The sequence below is a fragment of the Sneathiella sedimenti genome, assembly GCF_017313765.1.
Classification (GTDB): domain Bacteria; phylum Pseudomonadota; class Alphaproteobacteria; order Sneathiellales; family Sneathiellaceae; genus Sneathiella; species Sneathiella sedimenti.
Genome location: NZ_JAFLNC010000004.1, coordinates 197,931 through 222,157 on the forward strand (window position 1 = coordinate 197,931; position 24,227 = coordinate 222,157).

24 protein-coding genes and 1 tRNA gene are annotated in these 24,227 nt (G+C 60.2%); 15 read left to right on the forward strand and 10 right to left on the reverse strand.

Annotation, left to right across the window (positions count from 1 at the left end):
- Positions 1–9 precede the first annotated feature (9 nt).
- Positions 10–1,245, forward strand: coding sequence for an acyl-CoA dehydrogenase family protein (locus J0X12_RS12700; protein ID WP_207046314.1), 1,236 nt, complete (start codon positions 10–12; stop codon positions 1,243–1,245).
- 22 nt (positions 1,246–1,267) lie between these two features.
- Here J0X12_RS12700 and J0X12_RS12705 read toward each other — a convergent pair.
- Both J0X12_RS12705 and J0X12_RS12710 read right to left on the reverse strand, forming a co-directional pair.
- Positions 1,268–1,341 (reverse strand) — tRNA-Gln (locus tag J0X12_RS12705).
- A 190-nt stretch (positions 1,342–1,531) separates the two neighbouring features.
- Positions 1,532–2,656, reverse strand: coding sequence for a hypothetical protein (locus tag J0X12_RS12710; protein ID WP_207046316.1), 1,125 nt, complete (start codon positions 2,654–2,656; stop codon positions 1,532–1,534).
- Positions 2,657–2,963: 307 nt separating this feature from the next.
- Between J0X12_RS12710 and J0X12_RS12715 the strand changes: the two genes are divergently transcribed.
- The 9 genes from J0X12_RS12715 (at position 2,964) to J0X12_RS12755 (ending at position 12,406) form a co-directional block, all read left to right on the forward strand.
- Positions 2,964–4,079, forward strand: coding sequence for a Ppx/GppA phosphatase family protein (locus J0X12_RS12715; RefSeq protein ID WP_207046318.1), 1,116 nt, complete (start codon positions 2,964–2,966; stop codon positions 4,077–4,079).
- Entirely contained in the window at positions 4,076–4,822 is a 747-nt protein-coding gene (locus J0X12_RS12720) for an RlmE family RNA methyltransferase (protein WP_207046320.1), read from the forward strand. Before J0X12_RS12715 ends, J0X12_RS12720 begins: the two co-directional genes overlap by 4 nt.
- A gap of 176 nt (positions 4,823–4,998) precedes the next feature.
- Positions 4,999–6,462 (forward strand): IMP dehydrogenase, encoded by a 1,464-nt coding sequence (gene guaB, locus J0X12_RS12725; RefSeq protein WP_207046322.1) that lies wholly within the window; start codon positions 4,999–5,001, stop codon positions 6,460–6,462.
- Positions 6,459–7,766: an RsmB/NOP family class I SAM-dependent RNA methyltransferase gene (locus J0X12_RS12730; RefSeq protein ID WP_207046325.1), complete on the forward strand. Its 1,308-nt coding sequence runs from the start codon at positions 6,459–6,461 to the stop codon at positions 7,764–7,766. Before guaB ends, J0X12_RS12730 begins: the two co-directional genes overlap by 4 nt.
- Before the next feature lie 139 nt (positions 7,767–7,905).
- The gene (locus tag J0X12_RS12735; RefSeq protein WP_207046326.1) at positions 7,906–8,412 is read left to right on the forward strand and encodes a tetratricopeptide repeat protein; all 507 of its coding nucleotides are present in this window, start codon (positions 7,906–7,908) and stop codon (positions 8,410–8,412) included.
- Positions 8,413–8,485: 73 nt separating this feature from the next.
- Positions 8,486–10,033 (forward strand): glutamine-hydrolyzing GMP synthase, encoded by a 1,548-nt coding sequence (guaA, locus tag J0X12_RS12740; RefSeq protein ID WP_207046328.1) that lies wholly within the window; start codon positions 8,486–8,488, stop codon positions 10,031–10,033.
- 104 nt (positions 10,034–10,137) lie between these two features.
- On the forward strand, positions 10,138–10,758 hold the full coding sequence (locus tag J0X12_RS12745; RefSeq protein WP_207046330.1) for a DJ-1/PfpI family protein: 621 nt from the start codon (positions 10,138–10,140) through the stop codon (positions 10,756–10,758).
- An 85-nt stretch (positions 10,759–10,843) separates the two neighbouring features.
- A complete protein-coding gene (locus J0X12_RS12750; RefSeq protein WP_207046332.1) occupies positions 10,844–11,998 on the forward strand; it encodes an acyltransferase family protein in 1,155 nt (384 codons plus the stop codon).
- Between the two features lie 18 nt (positions 11,999–12,016).
- On the forward strand, positions 12,017–12,406 hold the full coding sequence (locus J0X12_RS12755; RefSeq protein WP_207046334.1) for an MAPEG family protein: 390 nt from the start codon (positions 12,017–12,019) through the stop codon (positions 12,404–12,406).
- Between the two features lie 18 nt (positions 12,407–12,424).
- On the opposite strand, the gene J0X12_RS12760 is transcribed toward J0X12_RS12755, so the two are convergent.
- Together J0X12_RS12760 and J0X12_RS12765 are read right to left on the reverse strand one after the other, a co-directional pair.
- Entirely contained in the window at positions 12,425–13,054 is a 630-nt protein-coding gene (locus J0X12_RS12760; RefSeq protein WP_207046336.1) for a glutathione S-transferase family protein, read from the reverse strand.
- Positions 13,055–13,149: 95 nt separating this feature from the next.
- Positions 13,150–13,740: a TetR/AcrR family transcriptional regulator gene (locus J0X12_RS12765; RefSeq protein WP_207046338.1), complete on the reverse strand. Its 591-nt coding sequence runs from the start codon at positions 13,738–13,740 to the stop codon at positions 13,150–13,152.
- Between the two features lie 65 nt (positions 13,741–13,805).
- Here J0X12_RS12765 and J0X12_RS12770 point away from each other — a divergent pair, with 65 nt between their 5' ends.
- Both J0X12_RS12770 and J0X12_RS12775 read left to right on the forward strand, forming a co-directional pair.
- Complete coding sequence (locus J0X12_RS12770) at positions 13,806–14,216, forward strand: VOC family protein (protein ID WP_207046340.1); 411 nt, start codon at positions 13,806–13,808, stop codon at positions 14,214–14,216.
- Positions 14,217–14,246: 30 nt separating this feature from the next.
- Positions 14,247–14,501, forward strand: coding sequence for a hypothetical protein (locus J0X12_RS12775; protein WP_207046342.1), 255 nt, complete (start codon positions 14,247–14,249; stop codon positions 14,499–14,501).
- Between the two features lie 906 nt (positions 14,502–15,407).
- Here J0X12_RS12775 and J0X12_RS12780 read toward each other — a convergent pair.
- Positions 15,408–15,590 carry a hypothetical protein gene (locus J0X12_RS12780; RefSeq protein ID WP_207046344.1) on the reverse strand — a complete coding sequence of 61 codons (183 nt, stop codon included), beginning with the start codon at positions 15,588–15,590 and terminating at the stop codon, positions 15,408–15,410.
- Between the two features lie 99 nt (positions 15,591–15,689).
- Here J0X12_RS12780 and J0X12_RS12785 point away from each other — a divergent pair, with 99 nt between their 5' ends.
- From J0X12_RS12785 to der, 3 genes are read left to right on the forward strand one after another with little or no spacing between them, the layout of a single operon-like run.
- A complete protein-coding gene (locus tag J0X12_RS12785; RefSeq protein ID WP_207046346.1) occupies positions 15,690–16,400 on the forward strand; it encodes a tetratricopeptide repeat protein in 711 nt (236 codons plus the stop codon).
- Positions 16,397–17,752 carry an outer membrane protein assembly factor BamB family protein gene (locus J0X12_RS12790; RefSeq protein WP_207046348.1) on the forward strand — a complete coding sequence of 452 codons (1,356 nt, stop codon included), beginning with the start codon at positions 16,397–16,399 and terminating at the stop codon, positions 17,750–17,752. The genes J0X12_RS12785 and J0X12_RS12790 overlap by 4 nt, the downstream gene beginning before the upstream one ends.
- A gap of 17 nt (positions 17,753–17,769) precedes the next feature.
- Positions 17,770–19,107 carry a ribosome biogenesis GTPase Der gene (gene der, locus J0X12_RS12795; protein WP_207046368.1) on the forward strand — a complete coding sequence of 446 codons (1,338 nt, stop codon included), beginning with the start codon at positions 17,770–17,772 and terminating at the stop codon, positions 19,105–19,107.
- On the opposite strand, the gene J0X12_RS12800 is transcribed toward der, so the two are convergent.
- The 5 genes from J0X12_RS12800 to J0X12_RS12820 all read right to left on the reverse strand — a co-directional run bounded on the left by J0X12_RS12800 (position 19,104) and on the right by J0X12_RS12820 (position 24,223).
- Positions 19,104–19,802, reverse strand: a complete 699-nt coding sequence (locus J0X12_RS12800; RefSeq protein ID WP_207046371.1) for an SDR family NAD(P)-dependent oxidoreductase — start codon at positions 19,800–19,802, stop codon at positions 19,104–19,106. The two genes, der and J0X12_RS12800, sit on opposite strands and share 4 nt — an antisense overlap.
- 24 nt (positions 19,803–19,826) lie before the next feature.
- Positions 19,827–21,299 (reverse strand): amidophosphoribosyltransferase, encoded by a 1,473-nt coding sequence (gene purF, locus J0X12_RS12805; RefSeq protein WP_207046373.1) that lies wholly within the window; start codon positions 21,297–21,299, stop codon positions 19,827–19,829.
- Positions 21,296–21,991 carry a CvpA family protein gene (locus J0X12_RS12810; RefSeq protein WP_207046375.1) on the reverse strand — a complete coding sequence of 232 codons (696 nt, stop codon included), beginning with the start codon at positions 21,989–21,991 and terminating at the stop codon, positions 21,296–21,298. The genes purF and J0X12_RS12810 overlap by 4 nt, the downstream gene beginning before the upstream one ends.
- Before the next feature lie 8 nt (positions 21,992–21,999).
- A complete protein-coding gene (gene radA, locus J0X12_RS12815) occupies positions 22,000–23,379 on the reverse strand; it encodes a DNA repair protein RadA (RefSeq protein WP_207046377.1) in 1,380 nt (459 codons plus the stop codon).
- A 67-nt stretch (positions 23,380–23,446) separates the two neighbouring features.
- Positions 23,447–24,223, reverse strand: coding sequence for an ABC transporter ATP-binding protein (locus tag J0X12_RS12820; RefSeq protein WP_207046387.1), 777 nt, complete (start codon positions 24,221–24,223; stop codon positions 23,447–23,449).
- Between the last annotated feature and the right edge of the window lie 4 nt (positions 24,224–24,227).

A 24,227-nucleotide genomic window follows, 5' to 3' on the forward strand; every position in this document is an offset into this window, starting at 1 on the left:
AGCAGGAAAATGGCCGCTATTGCGTTCGAACTCCCCGAGTCAGTGGAACAGGTACGCGACGGAATTCGCGCGTTCGCCGAGCAGGAGGTGATCCCCCGGCATGAGAGGAACCGTGATCTTCTGGAAAATCCGCGCCTGAAATATGACGAGGACGGGCGCCTCTCCGCGCCGGTGCGGGCGCTGATCAAGGAAATCCGCATGGCCTCGGCCGAGGCGGGCTATTACCATATGTGCGTGCCGGAGGCGCTGGGTGGCGGCGGTTTCGGCATGCAGGCCTATTACGCCTGCTGGGAGGAGCTGTTCCATACCTGCGGGCCGCAGAACTGGATGATGCTCTATGCGTTGTCGCATTGGGCCTTCGGGCCGAGCCGGCTGCTCGAGAAGGTGACAGATCGCGCGCGGGACGAGATTCTGGGCCCGCTCATGTCCGGCGAGAAATCCATGTGCTTCGGCCTGTCCGAGCCGGGGGCGGGCTCCGACGCCTCGATGATCAAGACACGCGCCCGCAAGGACGGGGACGGCTGGGTCATCAACGGGCGCAAGATCTGGACCTCCAACGCGCCGATCGCCGATTACTGCGTGCTGTTCGCGGTGACCGATGCGGAAAAGGCGGCGGCGAAAAAGGGCGGCATTTCCGCCTTCATCGTGCCGACGGACGCGCCCGGCTTTGTGATGCAGCGCGTCGTCAAGCTGTTCGGCCATATCGGCGGGGACGAGGCGGAGCTGGTGTTCGAGGATTTGCGGGTCGAGCCCTGGCAGGTTGTCGGCGAACTGGACAACGGCTTCGGGGCGGCGCTCTACGGGGTGTCGCTCGGGCGGATCTATAACTCGGCCCGCGCGGTGGGGTTGGGGCGCTGGTCGGTGGAGCTGGCGCTTGAATACGCCAAGCAGCGCATCGCCTTTGGCAAACCGATTGCGGAGTATCAGGGGGTGAGTTTCCCGCTCGCCACCGCCGCGACGGAGCTGCATGCCGCCCATCTGATGGGGCTGAACGCGACGAAACTCCTCGATCAGGGGGAGGCCGCGATCAAGGAACTCTCTATGACCAAGGCCTATTCGGTGCAGGTCGGGCTCAAGGCCGTCGATCAGGCGATGCAGGCCCACGGCGCGATGGGGCTGACCAACGAGGTCGGCCTCGCCGAGGCATGGCAATACTTGCGCATTATCAATATCGCCGACGGCTCCAACGAGATCCTGAACAAGACCATCGCGCAGAGACTACTGAAAGGCGACGTGGATTTGTGAGGGAGGAGTGGGCAGCGAAAGTTGGCTGGGGAACCAGGACTCGAACCTGGATTGACGGAGTCAGAGTCCGCTGTCCTACCATTAGACGATTCCCCATCCTGAAAAAACTGGATGTGATTTTCCAGAACCTAATAACGAACATTGAACACTGCGTCAAGCGTTGTGGCTCTCATCCTTTTTATATCTGTCCGGCCGGGTTTCTTTTGGATTTGTGATATCGCCTGCCGCGCAGGTCGGGAGTGGTTTTCGCGCCAATTGTTCCGGCAGGCGCTGCGGGTTTCGGGCTTTACATATTGATTCCGCGTCGGAAAATTTCTGATGCGGTGCTGTCAAGCTGGCTGGCACAGGCGGCAAAGCACGCCAGCCAGTCCTCGCCAAGCGATCGCTTCTGCGTGATCAGGTAACGGGCAATATCCCGTAAAATGGAGATGTCGACATGATCAATGTCTTTCGTTACCACGGGCTTATGCTTCCCGTCATAGCGATAGGACAAGGCGCAGGAAAATTTTTGGCCGATATCTTCGTTGAAGGCTTCCACAGACTTTCTGTATTTCTCCTCGAGGGTTTGCAGCGTCGCTTCCGTGGCCGCGATTTCGGTTCGTTTGTGCTTATAGGTATTTACCAGATAGCGGGAGGCCAGCCCCGGTGCCGACTCGGGCCCAGTGTAGGGATTGCCGGTTTCCGCCATCTGATCCAGATGCTGATCCCACCATTGTCCGATAACTCTGATGACGGCCATTTCGTCAATATCCAGGGAACGATTGACCCTGATTGGCAACATTTTATCCAGCTTCTCATAATCGATGCGGGTTGCGTTGCAAAAGGCCCGGGCTATGTCTCTTTTGTGCTTATTATAAGAAATAAGCTCCACATCCGCGAAATTATTCACCAGAAGGTAGGAAAGGGCGATGTGGGGGTGCTCTCCCCTGTCCCGGATATAGGTCTCGATGGATTGGGCCTTTAAATTGCCTTCCAGCCTCATTTCATGGGCATAGAGAGAAAAAAGAAAGTCGATCGGGTCCCGGACATAGGCAATGATTTTCAGCTCAATATGGTATTTTTCAACGAAGGCCTTTAACGCGGCAACGGTAACATCATTGAGGACGATGGCTTCGCTGGAAATGATAACCGTCTTGTACCGGTTTTTGAAATAGCGATGATATAGTCTTTTCTCCCTTGCATATTGATGTATCAGGCGATGCAGTCTTCGTCCCGTTTTCGGGGGACGCAGGAAATGGTTCAGATAAAGCCGTAATCTTTCGCCGTTTCCGGATCCAATATTATACTTGATACTCTCCGGGTTGCCTTTCTCATAGAAGATGCCCTGTCGGGCAAGTCCCGCTGCATTATTGGCAAGCCAGGATTGCAGCGCAGAAGAGCCGGTTTTAACAAACCCGACATGCAGTATCAAACGCCTGCTGCTCGGGCCTTTGACCAAATTCAATATCACAACTGGAACTCACGTAGCTATTAGTCCAGGTTGTTTCTATTTTTTTTAAAGTATATCATAGTTGTGTGAAATATAAAAGCACAGGTTGATCCTGAAAAATTCTAAACAACTCGATACCGGATCCGGGCCGGAACCTGTCAACACCCTTAAATCCGGGCAGGGCAAAAATATATATATGAACCTTCAGTCGAAAACTGCTAACATTGGGAAAAGGGAGTGCGGCCTTAGCTGTCGCGCCCGCAGATTATTTACCTGGAGGTAGTCCTGGGTGGCAACAACACAACCCCGGAGAACAGACAAGAGTGACCGCAGAAGATATCGACGTAATTTCAACAATGGCAGGGATTCCTCGTCCGACATATTCGGAGCGCTGGATCTTGGGACCAATAACTGCCGGCTGCTGATCGCGAAGCAGCAGGGCAAGGGATTTCGCGTCATCGATAGCTTTTCGCGGATCGTGCGGCTTGGCGAGGGCGTCAGTCTCACCGGCCAGCTATCCGAGGCGGCGATTGAGAGAACGGTAGAGGCGCTCGGCATCTGCGCGGACAAGATGCGTCGTGCCGGTGTCACCCATATGCGCTGCGTCGCGACGGAGGTCTGCCGCAAGGCGGACAACAGCGAGGATTTTCTCGACCGCGTGCGCATTGATTGCGGGATCGAGCTCGATATCATCTCAACGGCGGAAGAGGCGGCGCTGGCGGCGGAGGGCTGCGGCCCGCTTATCGATTACCGGCATCAGAACGCGCTGGTGTTCGACATCGGTGGCGGCAGTACGGAGCTGGTCTGGCTCGGCCTCAAGGGGCGCAAGCAGAGCGAGGTTCTGGGCTGGATGTCCATTCCCGTCGGCGTGGTCACCCTGACCGAGCGGCACGGCGGGATGCAGGTTTCCCCGGCGGCCTATGCCGAGATGATCACCGACGTCTGCCAACATGTCGATGAGTTCGAGGCGGCGCACGGAATCGCCGGGCAGATTCGGGACGGCCGTGTGCAGATGCTGGGCACCTCCGGCACGGTGACGACACTTGCGGGGGTGCATTTCGGGCTGGAACGCTACAGCCGGCGCCGGGTTGACGGGGCGTGGCTCAATACCTCCGCGATGATCGATATCTGTCACCGGCTGTCGACCAGCGATTACGAGACGCGGAAGAAGGAACCCTGTATCGGGGAGGAACGGGCCGATCTGGTCGTGTCCGGCTGCGCAATTGTTGAGGCGATGCACAGCCGCTGGCCAGTGAAGAAACTGCGGGTTGCCGATCGCGGCCTGCGCGAGGGAATGCTGCTCGGCATGATGCGGCGGGCCACGCGGGACCGCCGACGAGCGGCAGAGGCAGCAGCGCGACAGCGTAAACAGAAGGCGGCGAGGGAGCCGAAGGCAGCGACATGAGTAATGGACCGAAACGACCCGGCGGCAAGAGTGGCAGCGGCACCGGCATGACCGGGCGGCTGCTCCACACCAAGGTGAAGTCGGCGCGGGGGCGCAAGACCTCCTCCACCAACTGGCTGCAGCGGCAGCTGAATGACCCCTATGTGGCGGAAGCCCGGACGCGGGGCCTGCGCAGCCGTGCGGCGTTCAAGCTGATGCAGCTTGATGAGCGCTACAAGCTTCTCAAATCCGGCGATTCGGTGGTCGATCTCGGCGCGGCGCCGGGCGGTTGGACCCAGGTCGCGGTGGATCGCGTCGGCGCCGAGAAGGGCAAGGGGCAGGTGCTCGCCGTCGATATCCTGGAGATGGAGCCGATGTCCGGCGCCCAGATCATGCAGCTCGACTTCACCGAGGAGGGCGCCGATGACAAGGTGAAAGCCGCCCTCGGCGGGCCCGCGAATGCGGTTATCTCCGACATGGCCGCGCCAACGACGGGCCATAAGCAGACCGATCATTTGCGCATTGTCTTCATGTGCGAACTCGCGCTCGCCTTCGCCATTGACGTGCTCGCGCCGGACGGGGTGTTTATCGCCAAGGTTCTCAAGGGCGGCACGGAAAACGACCTTCTGGAGCAGATGAAGAAGAATTTCACCCATGTCCGTCACGCCAAGCCCGAGGCCAGCCGCGCCGACAGCCGCGAGGCCTATGTTATCGCCACCGGTTTCCGCGGGAAAAACGACGCGGAAGAGGACGAAACAGCGTAATTCCGCAACTCCCAAAAAAATGTAATTCCGGTAATTTTCGCCCTATTAATTTTGAAATCTGCCTGTATGATTGCGCGGCAATTCCATAGATCAAACTGTTGGTAGCTGTGTAGTTCTGCACCGGCCGGGAATGATCACCACCCTATATTTTGAGCCCTTGCGCTCCTGGAGTTGTCATGAATATTCGCGAAGCCTTTACCTTTGACGATGTGCTGCTGCAACCGGCGGCCTCGGAAATCCTGCCGACGCAAGTTGATACGACAACCCGGCTGACCCGGGAAATCTCGCTCGGCATTCCCCTGATCTCCAGCGCCATGGACACCGTGACCGAAGCGACGATGGCTATCGCCATGGCGCAGGCCGGCGGCATCGGGGTGATCCACAAGAACCTCGATATCGCGGAGCAGGCGAACGAGGTCCGGCGGGTCAAGAAGTTCGAGGCCGGCATGGTCGTCAACCCGGTCACCATCGCCCCAGACGAGCCACTCTCCGAGGCGCTCTTCCTGATGCAGGTCAACAAGATCTCCGGCATTCCGGTGACCGAGCGGAAAAGCGGCAAGCTGGTCGGCATTCTTACCAACCGCGACGTGCGTTTCGCCACCGACAGCCGCCAACCCGTCAGCGAGCTGATGACCCGGGACAACCTCGTCACCGTGCGCGAGATGGTGACGCAGGACGAGGCCAAGCGCCTCCTGCACCGGCACCGGATCGAGAAGCTGCTGGTGGTCGATGACGAATATCGCTGCATCGGCCTGATCACGGTGAAGGATATCGAGCGCTCGACACTGTTCCCCGATGCCTCCAAGGATGAGCAGGGGCGCCTGCGCGTCGCCGCCGCCGTCGGTATTGGCGATGACGGGATTGCCCGGGCGGAGGCCCTGATCGACTCCGAGGTGGATGTGCTGATCGTCGATACGGCCCACGGACATTCCAGCCGGGTGCTGGAGGCGGTCAACCGCATCAAGAAACTCAGCAACCGCACGCAGGTGATCGGCGGCAACGTCTCCACCGCGGCGGGTACGAAGGCACTCATCGACGCGGGCGTGGACGCGGTGAAAATCGGGATCGGCCCCGGTTCCATCTGCACGACGCGGATCGTCGCCGGTGTCGGCACACCGCAGCTCACCGCGATCATGGATGCGGCGGCGGCCGCCGAAGGCTCCGGCGTTCCGGTGATTGCCGATGGCGGCATCAAGACATCGGGTGATCTGGCGAAGGCGCTGGCAGGCGGGGCAAGCTCCGCCATGATCGGCTCGCTTCTCGCCGGAACCGACGAAAGCCCGGGGGAGGTGTTCCTTTATCAGGGCCGGTCGTTCAAGTCCTATCGCGGCATGGGGTCCCTCGGGGCCATGGCGCGGGGCTCCGCCGATCGCTATTTCCAGGAGGAAGTCTCCGATAACCTGAAACTCGTGCCTGAGGGGATTGAGGGGCGGGTGCCGCATCGCGGACCGGCCAACGCGGTCATTCACCAGCTTGTCGGCGGCCTCAAGGCGGCGATGGGCTACACCGGCTCGAAGGATATCGTGACCCTGCAGAAAAACGCGAGCTTTGTCCGCATCACCAATGCGGGCCTGCGCGAGAGCCATGTGCATGACGTTTCCATTACCCGCGAGGCGCCGAACTACCGGCAAGACGGATGATATCTGCCGCACGGCTGGCTGCGGCCGCCGAAATTCTGGACCTGATCGGCGCGGCGCAAACGCCCGCCGAGCAGCATATCGGGACCTACTTCCGCGCCCGCCGCTATGCGGGATCGAAGGATCGCCGCTGGGTGACCGAATTTGTCTACCGCGCGTTGCGCCGTCAGGGAGAACTGGACTGGGCCACCGTTGAGACAGGACTTGAGCCTTCCCCGAGACTCCGTTGTTTTTTAAGCCTTCTCCTGTTTGAGGGAGTGGTGCCGGAGGATCTGGCGAAAAGCTGGTTCGGCGGTCCACACGGCTTGCCGGACCTGACGGAGGCGGAGGCGGCAGCGCTTGCGAAAGTCGTCACGCTCGATATGTCTGCCATGCCGGCGGAGGCTGCGGGCAACTTCCCGAAGTGGCTCGCCGACAAGATCATCGAGCAGTATGGCGAGAGCGCCGCAGACGTCATGCAGGCCTATGGCCATCGGGCGCCGGTCACCCTCCGGGTGAATGCCCTGAAGGCGACGCGGGATGACATCCTTGCCACCCTGAAAGAGGAGGGGATCGACGCCGAGCCGACGCCGTTCTCTCCCGACGGGATTATCCTGAAGGACCGCCTCAACCTCAGCCGTCATCCGCTGCTGGAAGGGGGACGGATCGAGCTGCAGGACGAGGCCGCGCAAATCGCCGCCCGCCTCGCACTTGCCCATCCGGGGATGAGCGTTGTCGACTTCTGCGCCGGTGGCGGCGGCAAGTCCCTCGCCATGGCGGCAGGGATGGCGCATCAGGGAAAGATCTATGCCTTCGATACCAATGCGCGGCGGATGCGCGATATCCAGGCCCGCGCGACACGGGCCGGTGTCACCCTGATCGAGCCGGTGGCCATCACTGGCGACGACAGTGATGTTGACATCTTCGGGCCGCTTGTCGGCAGTGTTGATCGGGTGTTTGTCGACGCGCCCTGCTCGGGTTCCGGCACCTGGCGGCGACAGCCGGACCAGAAATGGAAGTTGGCCCCTGAACGGCTTGACGAACTTGTCGCGCTGCAGGGGGATATCCTGAACCGGGCCGCGCCACTTGTGGCGCCGGGAGGGCGGCTGGTTTATGCGACCTGCTCCATCCTTGAGGGCGAGAACGAGGCGCAGATCACTGCCTTTTTATTGTCACATCCGGAATTTAGTCTTCTCCCCGTGAGTGCGCTTTGGGACACGGCAGGTCTTGACGGAAACTGGGCGCAGGAGGTGTTCGCGGTCACGCCGACAGAAGGTGGCCGCGATGGCTTCTTCGCTGCCGTGCTTGAAAAAGGCGCCGCGCGATAATTGCCCTCCGCCAGGTTGCCGTGCTCACCATCTCGTGAATCGGATTGCCGATTTTATTCGGTATAATGTAATCCGAAACAGCGGATGGACCGTATAGACCTGAAAAGCGCCAGAAAGATAATGGGAGAGGTTGAAGACAATGACATTTCGCAAAATAGTAACGGCTTTTCTGACCGTATTCGCCGCGCAGCTTCTGGCCGCGCAGATCGTTTTTTCCGCCGGAAGTGGCGGCGGCAGCGGTGGCGGTGACGGAAATGCGGGCAGCACGGCCAGCAGTTCGCAAAGTGCTGATTTTGCCGCCGGAAAGGCCGCCATTGACGCGGAACAGTGGGATGCGGCCATCGCCGCCTTCACCAAGGTGACGATGAGCGAGCCCGAAAATGCCGATGCCTACAACTATCTCGGCTATGCCAACCGCAAGCTGAAAAAATATGACGCGGCCTTTGCCAACTACAACAAGGCGCTCGCCATCAACCCCGAGCATAAGGGCGCGAATGAGTATATCGGCGAAGCCTATCTGCAGACGGGCAACCTCAAAATGGCGGAGGAACATCTCGGGAAACTGGACTCGATCTGCTTCTTCGGCTGCCCCGAGTATACCATGCTGAAACGCGCGGTTGACGACTACAAGGCGAAGCAAAGCTGAGGCGGGTAAAAAACTGCCAATACCGGTCATAAACGGGCTGGACAGAAATCCACAAACTGTCTAAACCCCGTTTATGAAAAACAGTATTCTGATCATTGACTTCGGTAGTCAGGTCACCCAGCTGATCGCGCGGCGCGTCCGGGAGGCTGGGGTTTACAGCGAAATCATCCCCTTCAATACAGCGGCCGAGCGGCTGCAAGACTTCGACCCGGCGGGGATTATCCTCTCGGGCGGTCCGGCCTCGGTGATCGGCGACGAGACGCCGCGCGCCCCGGAAGCGGTTTTCGAGATGGGCGTGCCCGTCCTTGGCATCTGTTACGGACAGCAGACCATGGTCAACCAGCTTGGCGGCAAGGTCGAGGCGCCGGACCATCGGGAGTTCGGCCGCGCCGATATCAATGTCACCGCCACCTGCGACCTCTTTTACGGCGTATGGGAGCCGGGCGCGCAGGATCAGGTCTGGATGAGCCATGGCGATCATGTGGTGGCCATCCCCGACGGCTTCTCCGTTGTCGCTACGTCAAGCGGCGCGCCGTTCGCGGCCATTGCCGATGACACGAAAAAATTCTACGGCGTGCAGTTCCATCCGGAGGTCGTCCATACTCCGCGGGGCGCGGCGCTGCTGTCCAATTTCGTGCATAAGATCTGCGGCCTCGCCGGGGACTGGACCATGGCCGCCTTCAAGGATCAGGCGATGGATGCCATCCGCCGACAGGTCGGGGGCGGAAAAGTCATCTGCGGTCTGTCGGGCGGGGTCGACAGTTCCGTTGTCGCCGTCCTTATCCATGAGGCGATCGGCGACCAGCTGACCTGCGTCTATGTCGATACGGGCCTGATGCGCGCGGGCGAATCGGAGCAGGTGGTGAGCCTGTTCCGCGACAAATACAACATCCCCCTCATTCATCGCGACGCGTCCGACCTGTTCCTCGGGGAGCTGGAAGGCGTTGAGGACCCGGAAACCAAGCGCAAGACCATCGGCCGCCTTTTCATCGATGTGTTCGATGAGGAAGCCAGCAAGGTTGGCGGCGCGGAATTCCTCGCCCAGGGCACGCTCTACCCGGATGTGATCGAGAGTGTCTCTTTCGCCGGCGGTCCCTCCGTCACCATCAAGTCGCATCATAACGTTGGCGGCCTGCCCGAACGGATGAACATGAAGCTGGTCGAGCCGCTCCGCGAGCTGTTCAAGGACGAGGTGCGTGATTTGGGCCGCGAGCTTGGCATGGCGTCGGAACTCGTTGACCGGCATCCCTTCCCGGGGCCGGGCCTCGCCATCCGCATTCCGGGCGCGATCACCCGCGACCGGCTGGAGATCCTCAGAAAAGCCGATACCATCTATCTCGACGAGATCCGCAAGGCGGGCCTCTATAACGAGATCTGGCAGGCCTTCGCCGTCCTGCTGCCCGTGCGCACCGTTGGCGTGATGGGCGATAACCGCACCTATGAATATGTCTGTGCGCTCCGCGCCGTGACCTCCACCGACGGCATGACCGCCGACTACTACCCCTTCACCCACGAGTTTCTGGGCCGCACCTCGACGCGCATCATCAACGAGGTCAAGGGCATCAACCGCGTCGTCTATGACACCACGTCGAAGCCGCCCGGAACGATTGAGTGGGAGTAGGGGAATAAAAATACTGGTTGATTAAGGTCCCTAGGTTGATTTATGGAAGTGACTTGACTGGGTGACAATACGCCACCCTGTGTTGCTTGAGGGGAGTGCCCAGTATGAAAATCGCGATCCTTACCTTTCAGGGGTTTAACGAGATCGATTCCCTTGTCGCCTACCGGATGCTGCACTGGCTGCAGAAGCCGGACTGGGAGATTACCATCTGCAGTCCCGAGGCGGAAGTGACCTCCATGGGTGGGCTTTCCATCCGGGCGCACTCCGCCCTTGAGGACGCGAGCGAGGCCGATGCGGTGATGATCGGCAGCGGCTCTCTCACCCGCCAGATTGTCGAGGATGAGAGCATCATGAGCCGGATCAGGCTTGACCCTGCGCGTCAGGTGATCGCCGCGCAATGCTCCGGTACCCTGATGGCGGCGAAACTCGGCCTGCTCGGTGGCGTGCCAGCCTGCACCGACAGCGCAACCAAGCAATGGGTGCTGGACGCCGGTGTTGAGGTTCTGAACCAGCCGCTTGTCGCCCATGGTAATGTGGCGACAGCGGGCGGCTGTCTTGGCTCCGCCTATCTCACCGGATGGACCATCGCCATGCTGGACAGCCTCGACACAGCGTCAACGGCGCTTCACTATTTCGCCCCGGTCGGGGAGAAGGACGGGTTTCTCAAGCGCGCCCAGCAGAACATCTCGCCCTACCTGCGGGAACGGGAGTATATGGAGGCCTAGGCCACCGCGCTATTTAGCTTTCCTTAAGGTTAATGCGATAGATTTCCTGAAGTAACAGGACAAGTCGCAGTAACAGGAGAGCTATGTGCAGTATCGGCCGGAAATCGACGGCTTGCGGGCGGTTGCCGTCGGGCTTGTCCTCCTGTATCACGCCGGGTTCGGTTTCCTCGGCCGGAATGACTGGTTTGCGGCGGCCGATATTGGCGTCGATATCTTCTTTGTGATCAGCGGCTACCTGATTACGACCATCATCCTCAAGGAAATGCGCGAGACCGGCGCCTTCAGTTTCCGGAATTTTTATGAACGGCGGGCACGGCGTATCTTGCCGGCCCTGTTCTTCGTTATTCTGGTCAGTTTTCCGGTGGCCCTCTATATTCTGTCGTCCAGTGAGCTGACGGCGTTTCTCGACAGCATCCTCTATATCGTCTTCTTCATCTCCAACTATTTTTTCTATCAGCAGGGGGTCCAGATTGGCGCGGAATCCCTGTCCATCGAGCCGTTCCTCCATACCTGGAGCCTGGCGATCGAGGAGCAGTTCTACCTGATCTTCCCGGTTATCCTGCTGCTGAGCGCCCGGTATTCCCCGAAATTCACCCTGTCGCTGTTCTTTACGCTGTTCTTTCTCAGCCTGCTGTTCGCGGATTTCAACACCTACCGCCGCTCCGAGTTTAACTATTTCATGCTGATCTCGCGGTTCTGGGAATTGCTGGCCGGGGCGATCCTCGCCTTTCTGGAGAATGAGTATGGCAAGATCCGGCACCAGTTCCTGAACGGCGTTATGCCGGTGGTCGGCATGTCCATGATCCTCTGGTTCCTTCTGTTGTTTGATCCGGGGCCGGCGCATCCGAGCCTGACGACCCTTGTGCCGGTGGTCGGGACGGCGCTTGTCATCGCCTTCGCCTCGCGCGAGGACCTGGTCGGCGTGATACTGGGATCAAGGCCGCTCGTTGCCCTGGGGCTGATTTCCTATTCGCTGTATCTCTGGCATTTTCCCGTTTTTGCTTATTTCGACAGAACCCAGCCGGCCCCGACGAACCTGGACAAGATCGGCTGGGTCGTGCTGTCCATCATACTGGCGACGCTCTCCTATTTCCTGATCGAGCAGCCTTTCCGCAACCGCCGGCTTATCACCGCGAAGCCGTTTTTCCTGTCGATCGCGACTGTTGCCATCGTGATTGTCGGTTTGTCATTTTTGGGCGAGCCGGGTAAGATTAGCGAGCTAACCGCTATACTTGACTAGAAACCCGGGACCACCTGTATGCATGTCACGATCACACCTCTCTTCGCGGCCCTGCTGGGGCTGATTTTCTTTTTCCTGAGCCTGCGCACCTCGCTGGAGCGGCGGCGGGCCCGGGTGTCGATTGGCGATGGGGGTGACAAGGGGCTGCTGATGGCCATTCGGGCCCATGGGAACTTCATCGAATATGTGCCGATCTCGCTGCTGCTGATGGCCTTTCTGGAAATGCGCGCCGTCAGCATCTACGTGATTATGGTGCTGGGCACGATGCTGGTCGCGGGCCGTTGCCTGCATGCCATCGGGATCAGCCGCGCCAACGCGAATATCCGCCTGCGACAGATCGGCGCGGGCCTCTCCCTGCTTGTGCTGCTGATCGGCAGCCTGTGGCTGCTCTACAGCTATCTCATCTGACACTGCGCGAGAGACGCCTCACGCCACCTTTTCGTCTGCTGGCCAGGGGTTTTTCCACGCGGGGATCTGCTCCAGGCCATCGAGCCAGCGGGTGATGTTGGGGAAGTTTTCAAACGGCATGTCCGCCTCTTTCCAGTAGCGCGCCATGGAGCCGAGGGAGAAATCGGCGACGGTCAGCCGGCCCGCCGCTGCAAAGTCCTTGCCGGCGAGATGGGCGTCCAGCACCTTGGCGTATTTGAGGCAGTTCTTCTCGGATTTTTCCAGAACCGTGACATCGGGCGGGCCCATGTTGAAGGTCTTCTTGACGATTTTCTCGACATAATAGGGGCCGACAGCCGGGGTCCAGTGCCCCTCGTTCCAGGTGAGCCAGCGCAACACCTCGACCTGCTCCTCGAGATTCTCGGTCGGCCACATGTCAGAGCCGGCCTTGATGCAGAGATGCGCCATGATCGCCGCCGATTCAAACAGGACGATCTCGCCATCCACCAGCGTCGGGGCCTTCTTGTTGGGGTTGATCGCCTTATACTCCGGTGTATGCAGGCCGCCGGTGACGGGATCAATCCGGACCAGTTCTGCTTCGATACCCAGATGCTTGACGAGGGCAAGGACGCGCAACGGCGCCTGTGCATGTATCCAGTAAATCTTCATATCTCATCCTTCTGACAATTTCCCGAAACATGCCTGCGCGGTCCCGGCGCTGTCAATAATGGAGGGGAAAAAAGCAGCCGGAATGGTGCGGAGCGTCACACCCTGATCCCGTCGAGCAGCGCGTCGATTGCGGCACGGTACGGGGCAGGGGGGTGTCCTTCGGCAATGGCGAGCGCCGCCCTGTCAAAGGCCGCCGCGAGGAGATCGGCGAGGGCCGCCCGCGGAATATCCCCGATCAGGCCCTGGCGGTGCGCCTCCTCAAGCCCGGCGAGCAGGGTCTGTCCGCCGGTGAGCCGGTCCAGACGCTCCATCTCGATCACGCCGAGCACCACCGGTCCCTCGAGCAGGAGAAGCCGGGCCCGGCCCGGAATCGTCATGGCCTCGAAATAGGCCGTTGCCCCGGTCGAGAGCGCGGTTAGCGGGTTCGCTATGCCCTCCGTTTGGTCGTTGATGGACGCCGCAACTTCCTGCATCTCCGCCTCGATAACCGCCCGGAACAGGTCCGCCTTGTCCTTGAAGTGATGGTACAGCGCGCCGCGCGTGACTTTTGCACGGGTGACAATCTCCGGTGTCCCGGTTTCCGCGTAGCCTTTCTCGACAAACAGCGCGCGCGCCGAGTTGACCAAGGCCGCACGGGTGGTTTCCGTGCGTTCCTTATTTGAGCGTATAGATCTTTTTTCTTGCATACATGCAGCCTGTATGTAAAATGAACATACGCAGACTATATCTTATTTAACGGAGGAAACAAAGAATGAAGTGCACCCAATTTTATCCCGTTATCATGACCGACAAGGTGCAGGAAACGGCCGATTTCTATGTCTCGAATTTTCGTTTCCACAAGGTGTTCGACAGCGACTGGTACCTTCACCTGCAGTCAGCGGAGGATCCGGACGTGAATATCGCGGTGCTCGACGGTACGCATGAAACCATCCCCGCGGTGGGGCGGGGACGCGTTTCGGGCCTGCTGATTAATTTCGAGGTGGAGAATGTGGACAAGGAATATGACCGGGCGAAAGCCGCCAACCTGCCGATCCTGCTGGAGCTGCGCGACGAGCCCTTCGGCCAGCGGCATTTCATCACGCAGGATCCGAGCGGAGTCATGATTGACGTGATCAAGCCGATTCCGCCGAGCGCGGAATTCGCGGCCCAATTTGCCGATTAATGACGGCGCAAGACGCCGTCGGGCGGCCTAGTGATGGATGGGGGGGTCGGTGCGGCGGCGCTTGTATTTGCTGCCGCGCTCGATCTCGTCATTGATCTCGTCGGCGATATCGTTCCAGCCATACTGCCGCGCGGCGTGAAGGGCGCGCTGCAATCCGCAGGTATCGATAAGGTTCTGCGCTATCTGTCGCTTGCGCTTGTCGAGGGACTGACTGGCCATCTACTCTGTCTCCGGTTCTTCAATTCAGAACGCTGCATTTGGGAGAAGATTACGGCCAAATCATGAAATTACCGTAAAGAGTTGGCGAGGGACGGGTTTTATACCGCCCGGGACCGCATCCGCCACCCGCACCGTCAGGGGTCGGCTGCCCTCCCCGGGAGTCCGCCGATAGTGTCTTTTATTGCGGATTTTCATCGGCGATCCGCCGTAGGGGCGAGCCAGCGAACAACCGTTGGTGGATGTCCGGGTTTGAAAATCACGAGCCTGGACGAGGAGGAAAAATATTTTTCCTTGGTAAATTAGGGACTTGCGAATTCGTCCGTCAGGCGGTCGCGCGAACTGCCCGAGATGGCGGGGTTTGCCGGCGCTGCCGAGGGCGGTTTTTCCATTAGAGTTATTGCATGTACGGCACGGCTGTGTTATACTGCAAGGGCTAGAAGGAATTGGTTTTCACTGCCACTTCGCCCCCTTTTTCCGGGGGATTTTAAAGGAGGTTTTAGGACAGATTGGATATCAAATTCCCTATATATAGCGATGTCAATGATACCACAAAGAAGAGACCCTCTGCGAATTGGTATCACCGGAATTGGGACAATTTTTACGGGACGCTATCGTAAAGGCGCCTTGCGGATAATAAGGAAGTTCTGTGCCGGATAAAAAATTGGCATCGCGCAAGTCGGCGGAAACCGGCGTTTATTCAATTACGAACAGGCTCATGGTTTCCTGAACGATTTCTTGGACGCCCAGGTGGGACCCCTCGGACGAAATTTGCCGCGACCTCTGTCAGTATTTATGGGACGGAGCCGCATAATTGTCCGCCGCGTCTCACCAACAGGAAATGATCCTACGACGGATTGACGCGCCCCCGGCCAGGGCGCCAAACCCAACGGCGGATCAGGACCGGTGTCCATCTTTCCAGCCATACCCGGATGCCCTGGAGGGGGAGACCCCGCACCGTCCGGATCGCGCCTCTTACCCGCCGTCACCGAAGGTCTTGTAGAGGAAGGCGACCACCAGCGCCACGGCGAGCCAGATCGCGATGTTGCGCAACAGGACCGCCTTGCCGGTGCGCCGCGTGTAGTAGAGAAAGCCCGGTAGTACCAGCGCGAGCACCATCACCATGGCCACCAGCTGTAAAATTTGCCCTTCGCTCATGAAATTCCGTTCCGAATGGTTATATACTCCGTCATACTATATAGTTTCGCGAGCTTTCCGGCCAAAATATCAAAATTTGGCGGATGCACGAGACAACATTTGCTTAAATTCGTCCGGCGGTTTATTTTGCACCGGATTTTGACGGCGGAACTGGAGTTTTTTGTGGCCGATATTTTTAACGAAGTGGATGAGGACGTCCGTAAGGACAAATCGCTGGCGCTATGGAAGGCCTATGGCAAATATGTCATCGGTGCCGCGGTCCTGATCGTGGTGGCGACCGCGTCCTATGTGGGATGGCAGAATTACGTCCAGAACCAGTCACGCACCCAGGGCGCCGAGTTTGAGGCTGCTGCGGCGCTGGTGGCGGATGGAAAGCTTGGTGAAGGGGCGGCGGCTTTTGCCGGGCTCGCAGAATCGGGCAATGCCGGATACCGCCCGCTTGCCGCCCTTCGTGAGGCCGAGGCCATGATCGCCGCGGGCGAGGGCGAGAAGGCCCTCATCGTGTATGACCAGCTCGCCGCCGACAGTGGCATCGATGAGGAATTTTCCACTCTCGCCAATCTGCTTGCGGGCTATTACCTGATGGATGCCGGAACGACCAGCGAGGTTCGTGACCGGATTGCCCCCTTGACGGAACCGGGAAGCCTGTTCAGCGCGTCGGCCAATGAATTGCTCGCGCTCACCTATATCAAGGATGGCGACACCGCGCAGGCGAAAGAGGTTCTCGCGCTGGTCCAGAATGACGCCGCCACGCCCGACGATGTCAAGAGCCGGGTAACTCAGCTTCTCGCCGCGATCGAGGGTAAATGATCGGCATGCAGATGCGCTTTCGGCACAATCTGATCCGGCAGGCTCTGCGACCGGCCCTTCTGGGGACGGCGCTGGTGACGCTTGGCGCCTGTTCCTGGTTCGGCAATGACGAGCCGCCGCCGCTTCCCGGAGACCGGATCTCGATCCTCTCGCTGGAACAGACGCTGGAGGCCGATGCCGGCCTCGCCGATCTGGAAGTGCGCCTGCCTGTCCCCTATGAGAATGCCAACTGGCCGCAGGCCGGGGGCATCCCCTCCCATGCACTCTATCATCTCGAGCTGGGCGATGACCTGAAGGAAGCCTGGCGTGTCGATATCGGCGACGGATCGGACGATGAGAACCGCATGTTCTCCTCCCCGGTGATCGCGAACGGCAAGGTCTATGTCATGGACGCCAGCACCACCGTCACCGCCTATTCGGCGGAGGATGGCAAAAAGCTGTGGGGCCGTGACCTGACGCCCGAGGATGAGGATGACGGCAGCATCGGCGGCGGCGTTTCCTATGAATACGGCCGTGTTTTCGCCACCACCTCCTACGGCGATGTGATCGCGCTGGACGGGGAGAGCGGCGAGGTTCTCTGGAAAACCAGCCTCAATGTGCCGGTCCGTGCCGCGCCAACCATTGCCGACAAGCAGGTCTTCGCCATCACCTTCGACAGCCGGATTTTCGCCCTCGACGCGGCAACCGGGGAAATCAACTGGAATTTTGAGGGCGGGGTGGAAACCACCGGCCTTCTGGGCGCGGCCAGCCCGGCCTTCGCCGGCGGGACGGTCGTCGTTCCGTTCGCAAGCGGGGAAGTCTTCGCCCTGCGCGCCGTCAACGGGCAGCAGGCCTGGAGCGAACAGCTCGTCCGCCGCCGCTTTTACAGCTCGCTCACCTCGCTCACCGATATCAATGCCTTCCCGGTCATCGACCGGGGCGTCGTCTATGCCGCCAGCTATTCCGGCCGCATGATCGCCGTCGATCTCCGCTCGGGCAACCGGCTGTGGGACCAGGAAATCTCGACGCTTCAGACCCCGTGGGTCGCGGGCGACTTCCTGTTCGTGGTCACGACTGACGGCGACCTTGTCTGTCTGTCGCGGCGCAATGGCCTGATCCGCTGGGTCCGTCCGCTCGGCAAGTATGAGGACCCGGAGGAAAAGCGCGACCTGATCATCTGGTCCGGCCCGATCCTGGCGAGCGACCGGCTGATCCTGGTGTCCAATTACGGGGTGGCCGTGTCGGTGTCCCCCTATGACGGGAAGGTTCTCGGCCAGATTGAACTTTCCGACAATGCGTCGATCCCGCCGGTAGTCGCCGGGAACACCCTTTATATCCTGACTGACAACGCCGATCTGGTGGCGTTGCGTTAACATATTGAATTAAGAACATGTCTTTTACCGTTGCGATCATTGGCCGTCCGAATGTCGGCAAGTCGACCTTGTTCAACCGTCTGGTGGGCAAGAAGCTGGCGCTTGTCGATGACACGCCGGGCGTCACCCGCGACCGCCGCGAGGGCGAGGCGAACATCAGCAACCTGCATTTCCGCGTGATCGACACGGCGGGGCTTGAGGAAAGGTTCGACGATAGCCTGGAAGGCCGCATGCGCCGCCAGACGGAAATCGCGCTGGCCGAGGCGCATGTCGCGCTGATGCTGATCGATGCGCGCACGGGCATCACCCCGCTGGACAAGCATTTCGCGGACTGGCTCCGCAAATCGGAAACACCGGTTATTCTGGTTGCCAATAAATGCGAGGGCAAGGCCGGCATGCCGGGCCTGATGGAGAGTTTCTCCCTCGGCCTTGGGGAGCCGATCGCGCTCTCCGCCGAGCATGGCGAGGGTATGGCGGAACTCTTTGACGTGCTGCTCCCGTTCGAGAAGCAGGAGGCGGAGGAGGACGAACAGGACGAGGAAAAACCGCTGCAGCTCGCCATCGTCGGCCGCCCGAATGCGGGCAAGTCAACGCTCGTCAATTACCTCATCGGCGAGGACCGCATGCTGACCGGGCCCGAGGCCGGGGTCACGCGCGATGCCATCGCCGTTGAATGGAACTATGAAGGCCGCGCCATCAAGCTCGTCGATACGGCGGGCCTGCGCAAGAAGGCGCGGGTGCAGAAGAAGCTCGAAAAGCTCTCCGTTGCCGACAGTCTCCGGGTGATCCGCATGGCGGAGGTGGTCGTCCTCATGGTCGATGCGGAGGAAACCTTCGAGAAACAGGATCTCACCATCGCCGCTCATGTGATCGAGGAGGGGCGCGCCCTCGTCATCGCGGTGAATAAATGGGACACGGTGAAGGACCGGCAGGGCACGCTCAAGCTCATCCGCGACCGGCTCTCCATCTCGCTGCCGCAGGTGCGCGGCGTGCCGGTGGTGACCCTCTCGGCGCTCTCGGGGCGCGGGGTGGAAAAGCTGATCCCGACGGTGCTGGAGGTGTATGAGCTTTGGAATACCCGCATCTCGACCGCGCGGCTCAACCGCTGGCTGGAGGTGATGCTGGAGCAGCATCCGCCGCCCATGGCCAAGGGACGCCGCCTTAAAATCCGTTATATGACGCAGGTCAAGGCCCGCCCGCCGACCTTCTCGCTGTTTATGTCCTCACGTGGCGAACTGCCGGAAAGCTATATCCGCTATCTGATCAACGGCCTCCGCGAGGACTTTAACCTCCCCGCTGTCCCCATCCGCCTTTTCCCACGCACGGGCAAAAATCCTTACGCGGATAAGGGTTAGGCTTTAAACAACGCCCCATTCTCCTCACTCAGCACGGCGTCGAGGAACATCTGCGCTTTGGTTTCGGGGAGCGGGTGGTCCTCGGGGTTTTCGGCGGGGTAGGCGATGGCACGGAGGCGGGTGCGGGTCGGGCCGGGATCAATCAGGTTGACTTTGACGTTGGTCTTGGCGACCTCTGCGGCGTAGGTTTTGGCAATCGTCTCAAGCGCGGTCTTGCTCGCGGCATAGGCGCTCCAGAACTGTTTGTTCTCATGGGCAATGCTGGAGGTGACAAAGAGGGCGCGGCCCGCCTCGCTCTGGCGGAGTAGCGGATCGACGGCGCGGATCAGCCGCCAGTTGGCATGGACATTGAGCTTGAACACATCGTCCCACAGCTCCGGCACATATTGCTGCGTCGGCATCAGCTTGCCGACCATGCCCGCATTACCAACGAGGATATCGAGCTTTTTCCAGCGCTCGTAGAGCGGCATGGCGAGGCCGTCGATGGCGGCGGTATCCAGCAGGTCGAGCGGGACGAGCGTCGCACTGCCGCCCGCATTCTGGATCTCGTCATCCACTTCCTCCAGCCCGCCGACGGAGCGCGCGACGAGAATGACATGGGCGCCCTCGGCCGCGAACCTCTTCGCCACTGCCGCGCCAATACCGCTGGAGGCGCCGGTGATCAGCGCCACTTTATCTTGTAATTTACCGGACATGGGATCTTTCGCTAATTTATCGGTTTAATATCGTTCGGCGAGCAGGGTCAGCTCCTTGTCGACGCCGCTCTCGTTATCGACGAGCTCGATCGGGTAGTCGCCGGTGAAGCAGGCATCGCAATATTGCGGCTGTTTCGCGTTGCGGCCCTCTTCGCCCATGGCCTTGTAAAGACCGTCGAGGGAGATGAAGTTGAGGCTGTCCGCGCCGATAAAGGCGCACATCTCGGCAAGCTCATACTGTGCGGCGAGGAGTTTCGCCCGGCTCGGCGTATCGACCCCGTAGAAGCAGCTATGGGTGGTGGGCGGGCTGGCGATGCGCATATGCACCTCCGTCGCGCCGGCCTCGCGCACCATCTGCACGATCTTGGTGGAGGTGGTACCGCGAACGATACTGTCATCGACGAGGATGACCCGCTTGCCGTTAATCAGGGCGCGGTTGGCGTTATGCTTGAGCTTGACGCCGAGATGGCGGATCTGGTCCGTCGGCTCGATAAAGGTGCGGCCGACATAATGGTTGCGGATGATCCCCAGATCAAAGGGGATGCCCGATTTTTCCGCATAGCCGATGGCGGCGGGCGTGCCGCTGTCCGGCACGGGAATCACGAGATCGGCCTCGACCGGGTTTTCCGTGGCCAGCTGGCTGCCGATGGATTTGCGCACATCATAGACCGAGCGCCCCTCGACCACGCTGTCGGGACGGGAGAAGTAGATATGCTCGAACACACAGAAGCGCTTGGGCGGCGTGGAGAAGGGGAAATGGGTGGAAATGCCGCTGTCATCGACGACGACAACCTCGCCCGGCGAGACATCGCGGACAAACTCCGCCCCGATGATATCGAGGGCGCAGGTCTCCGACGTCAGGATATAGGCGTTCTCGAGCTTGCCGAGCACCAGCGGGCGCACGCCGAACGGGTCGCGCATGCCGACCATCTTCTTGCTGGTCAGGGCGACGAGGGAATAGGCGCCGGTGATTTTCGACATCGCATCGACGAGGCAGTCAACAACGCGGGTCTTCTTGCTGTTGGCGACCAGGTGGATGATCACCTCGGTATCCATGGTCGACTGGAAGATGCTGCCCTCCTGCACGAGGCGGCGGTGCAGGGTGGAGGCATTGGTCAGGTTGCCGTTATGGGCGACGGCGAGGCCGCCATTTGCGAGATCGGCGAAGATCGGCTGGACATTGCGCAGCACGGTGCCGCCGGTGGTGGCGTAGCGGTTATGGCCGAGCGCGGCGTTGCCCTTCAGGCTCTTGATGACTTCCTCGGTCGAGAAATTGTCGCCGACCTTGCCCATGGCCTTGTGGCTGTGGAAATGCCGGCCGTCATGGCTGACGATCCCGGCGGCTTCCTGGCCGCGATGCTGCAGCGCATGAAGGCCGAGGGCGGCGAGGGCGCCCGCTTCCGGGTGGCCGTAAATTCCGAAAACCCCGCATTCCTCATGCAGCTTGTCATCATCGAACGGATTGCAAGAAACGTGGGCGGCGGAAGACTCAGTCATTTGGGTTTTTCCTGTGTGCTCTTGGTTAGGTTTTCCATTTGCTGGCGGGCTTTGTCGTCATAGCCCTTGTCGAGGAGGTTCACGGCCCCGTCGACACTGTTTTTCAGGCCATCCTTGACCCCGTCGGGCAACTCGTCATATTTCTGCTTGAGGCGATCCATCGTGTCCTTGTCGCTTTCTTTCGAAATATTCAGGTTCTCCTGCATATCGGGCGGCAACAGCCGCGCCACGAATTCTCCGCTTGCTTCAATAATCGGCAGCATCCTCGCCTGCAATATCCACTCCGGCCGATCCTTTTCCGGGATGAACTGGACGAAAACCAGCCAGGCAATGCCGAGCAGGATAGCGCCGCGCGCGATGCCGAAGAAAATCCCCAGCGAGCGGTCCAGCGCGCCAAGGCTCGACGCCTTGACCTTTTCCGAGATTGCATGGCTGATATAGGACAAAATGACCAGAGAGAGAATAAAAATCACCGCCCCGGTCAAAATATCTGCGATCAGCAGGTTCAGAATGAACTCCCGGGCGATCGGCTGGGCAATCGGAAACAGGTAGAGACTGAGGAAAATTGCACCGACCCAGCCCGCCACCGAGAGCGTTTCCTTCACGAATCCGCGGATGAAGCCGAAAATCGCCGAGATGAGAAGAATGACCAGTATGGCGGCGTCCGCGCCTTGGATGGGCATATTTTCCATGGGTACTCCTATACTGCCCGGGTCATCGGTTTTGTCTCGGAGAAAAGCGAGACGATTTCCCGTAAATGCTCAATTTCGATAATCTTCATGGGGCCGGCCTTGACCTTGCTGCCGGCGGGGATGATGGCGGTGGTGAAGCCGAGCTTCGCCGCCTCCTTCAAACGGGCGTCGGTCTGGCCAACCGGGCGAATCTCTCCCGACAGGCCGATCTCGCCGAAAAACAGGCTGCCCGGCGGCACCGGAATGTCCGAGATGGAGGAGACAAGCGCTGCGGCAACCGCAAGGTCCGCCGCCGGTTCCTGCACGCGCAGGCCGCCTGCCACGTTGAGATAGACCTCGCTGCCCGCGAAGGAGAGATCGCAGCGGGTATCGAGCACGGCCAGCACCATGGCAAGGCGGCTGGTGTCCCAGCCGATTACGGCGCGGCGCGGCGTCGCCTGCGAGGTGGCCGCGACCAGCCCCTGGATTTCCACAAGCAGCGGGCGCGTCCCCTCCATGCCGGCAAAGACGGAGGCGCCGCTGATTGTCTTGTCGGGGCTTGAGATAAACAGGGAGGAGGGGTTCGCCACCTCCTTCAGCCCGGCATCCGACATCTCGAACACGCCGATCTCGTCCGTCGCGCCGAAGCGGTTTTTCACCGCGCGCAGGATACGGAACTGATGGCCACGGTCGCCCTCGAAATAGAGCACGGTGTCGACCATATGCTCCAGCACGCGGGGGCCGGCGATCTGCCCGTCCTTGGTGACATGGCCGACGAGGATGACGCTGGTGCCGGTTTTCCGGGCCAATCGGATCAGCTCCTGCGCGGAGGCGCGCACTTGCGCGACCGTGCCCGGGGCACTCGGCAGGTTGTCGGCAAAGACGGTCTGGATCGAATCGATCACCAGCAGTTTCGGCGTTGCCGTCTTTTCCACGCTGGTGATGATATCGCGGATCGAGTTGGCGGAGGCCAGCTGCACCGGCGCGTCGGCAAGGCCGAGCCGCTGGGCGCGCATGGAAATCTGCTGCGTTGCCTCCTCGCCGGAGATGTAGATACAGGGGGAGCCCGCCATCGCCATTTTCGCGACCGCCTGTAACAGCAGGGTCGACTTGCCGATGCCCGGATCGCCGCCGATCAGGATGGAGGAGCCGGGGACGAAGCCGCCGCCCAGTACCCGGTCCAGCTCCCCGATCTGGCTGGCCGTGCGTTTATATTCGGAGATGTCGGCATTGAGCGCGGTGAAGGTGAGGGCGCGGCCCTTGCCGGTGCTGAGGCCGCTCGGCACGGCGACATCGGCCGTGCTTTCCAGCAGAGAGTTCCACTCCCCGCAGGACTCACAGCGGCCTTGCCATTTCCGGTAGGTTTCGCCACAACTTTGGCAGGTGAATTGTTCGCTGGATCGCGCCATTCAGCTTTCCGTCCAAAAAAATCCGGTCACAGCCGTCATAAATTCAATAGGGGCGGCCATCCGCCATTCAGGGTTTCAAAATATCCAGTTTGATCGGCCCGTCCACATCGCCATGGACGAACTGCTCCACATAGGGATCACCGCAGGTATGAATCTCCGAGGCGAGCCCCGCCCACACAACACTTCCCTTATAAAGGAGGGCGATGCGGTCTGCAATTTTTTGCGCGCTCTCCATATCGTGGGAAATGGTGAGGGTGGTGGCGCCAAGATCCTGCGTGCAATCACGGATCAGGTTATCGATCACGTCGCCCATGATCGGGTCGAGGCCGGTCGTCGGCTCATCGAAAAAGATGATCTCCGGGTCCGCCGCGATGGCCCGGGCGAGGCCGACGCGCTTCTGCATGCCGATGGAAAGCTCCGCCGAGTGTTTTTCCGCGAGATCGGGACCGAGGCCGACAAGCGCCAGTTTCTGGATGGCGATGTCCTTCGCGTCCTTGCGGTTCATGCCATGGGCCTGGATCAGGCCGAAGGCGACATTCTCCCACACGGTCAGGCTGTCGAACAGCGCCGCATACTGGAACAGCATCCCGGTTTTCCGCAGGATCTGCTCGCGCTTATGGGTGTTGGCGTTGGTGATATCCTCCCCGTCGATGAGGATCTGGCCGCTTTCCGGTTTCAGCAGGCCAAGGATGCATTTCAGCATCACCGACTTGCCAGTGCCCGAACCGCCGATGACAACCAGCGATTCCCCCGCCATGATGGAAAGGTTGAGGTTGTCGAGAATGACTTTCTTGCCGAACGCCTTGCAGACGTTGCGAAGCTCGATTTTTGGGACGTCCGACATCGGC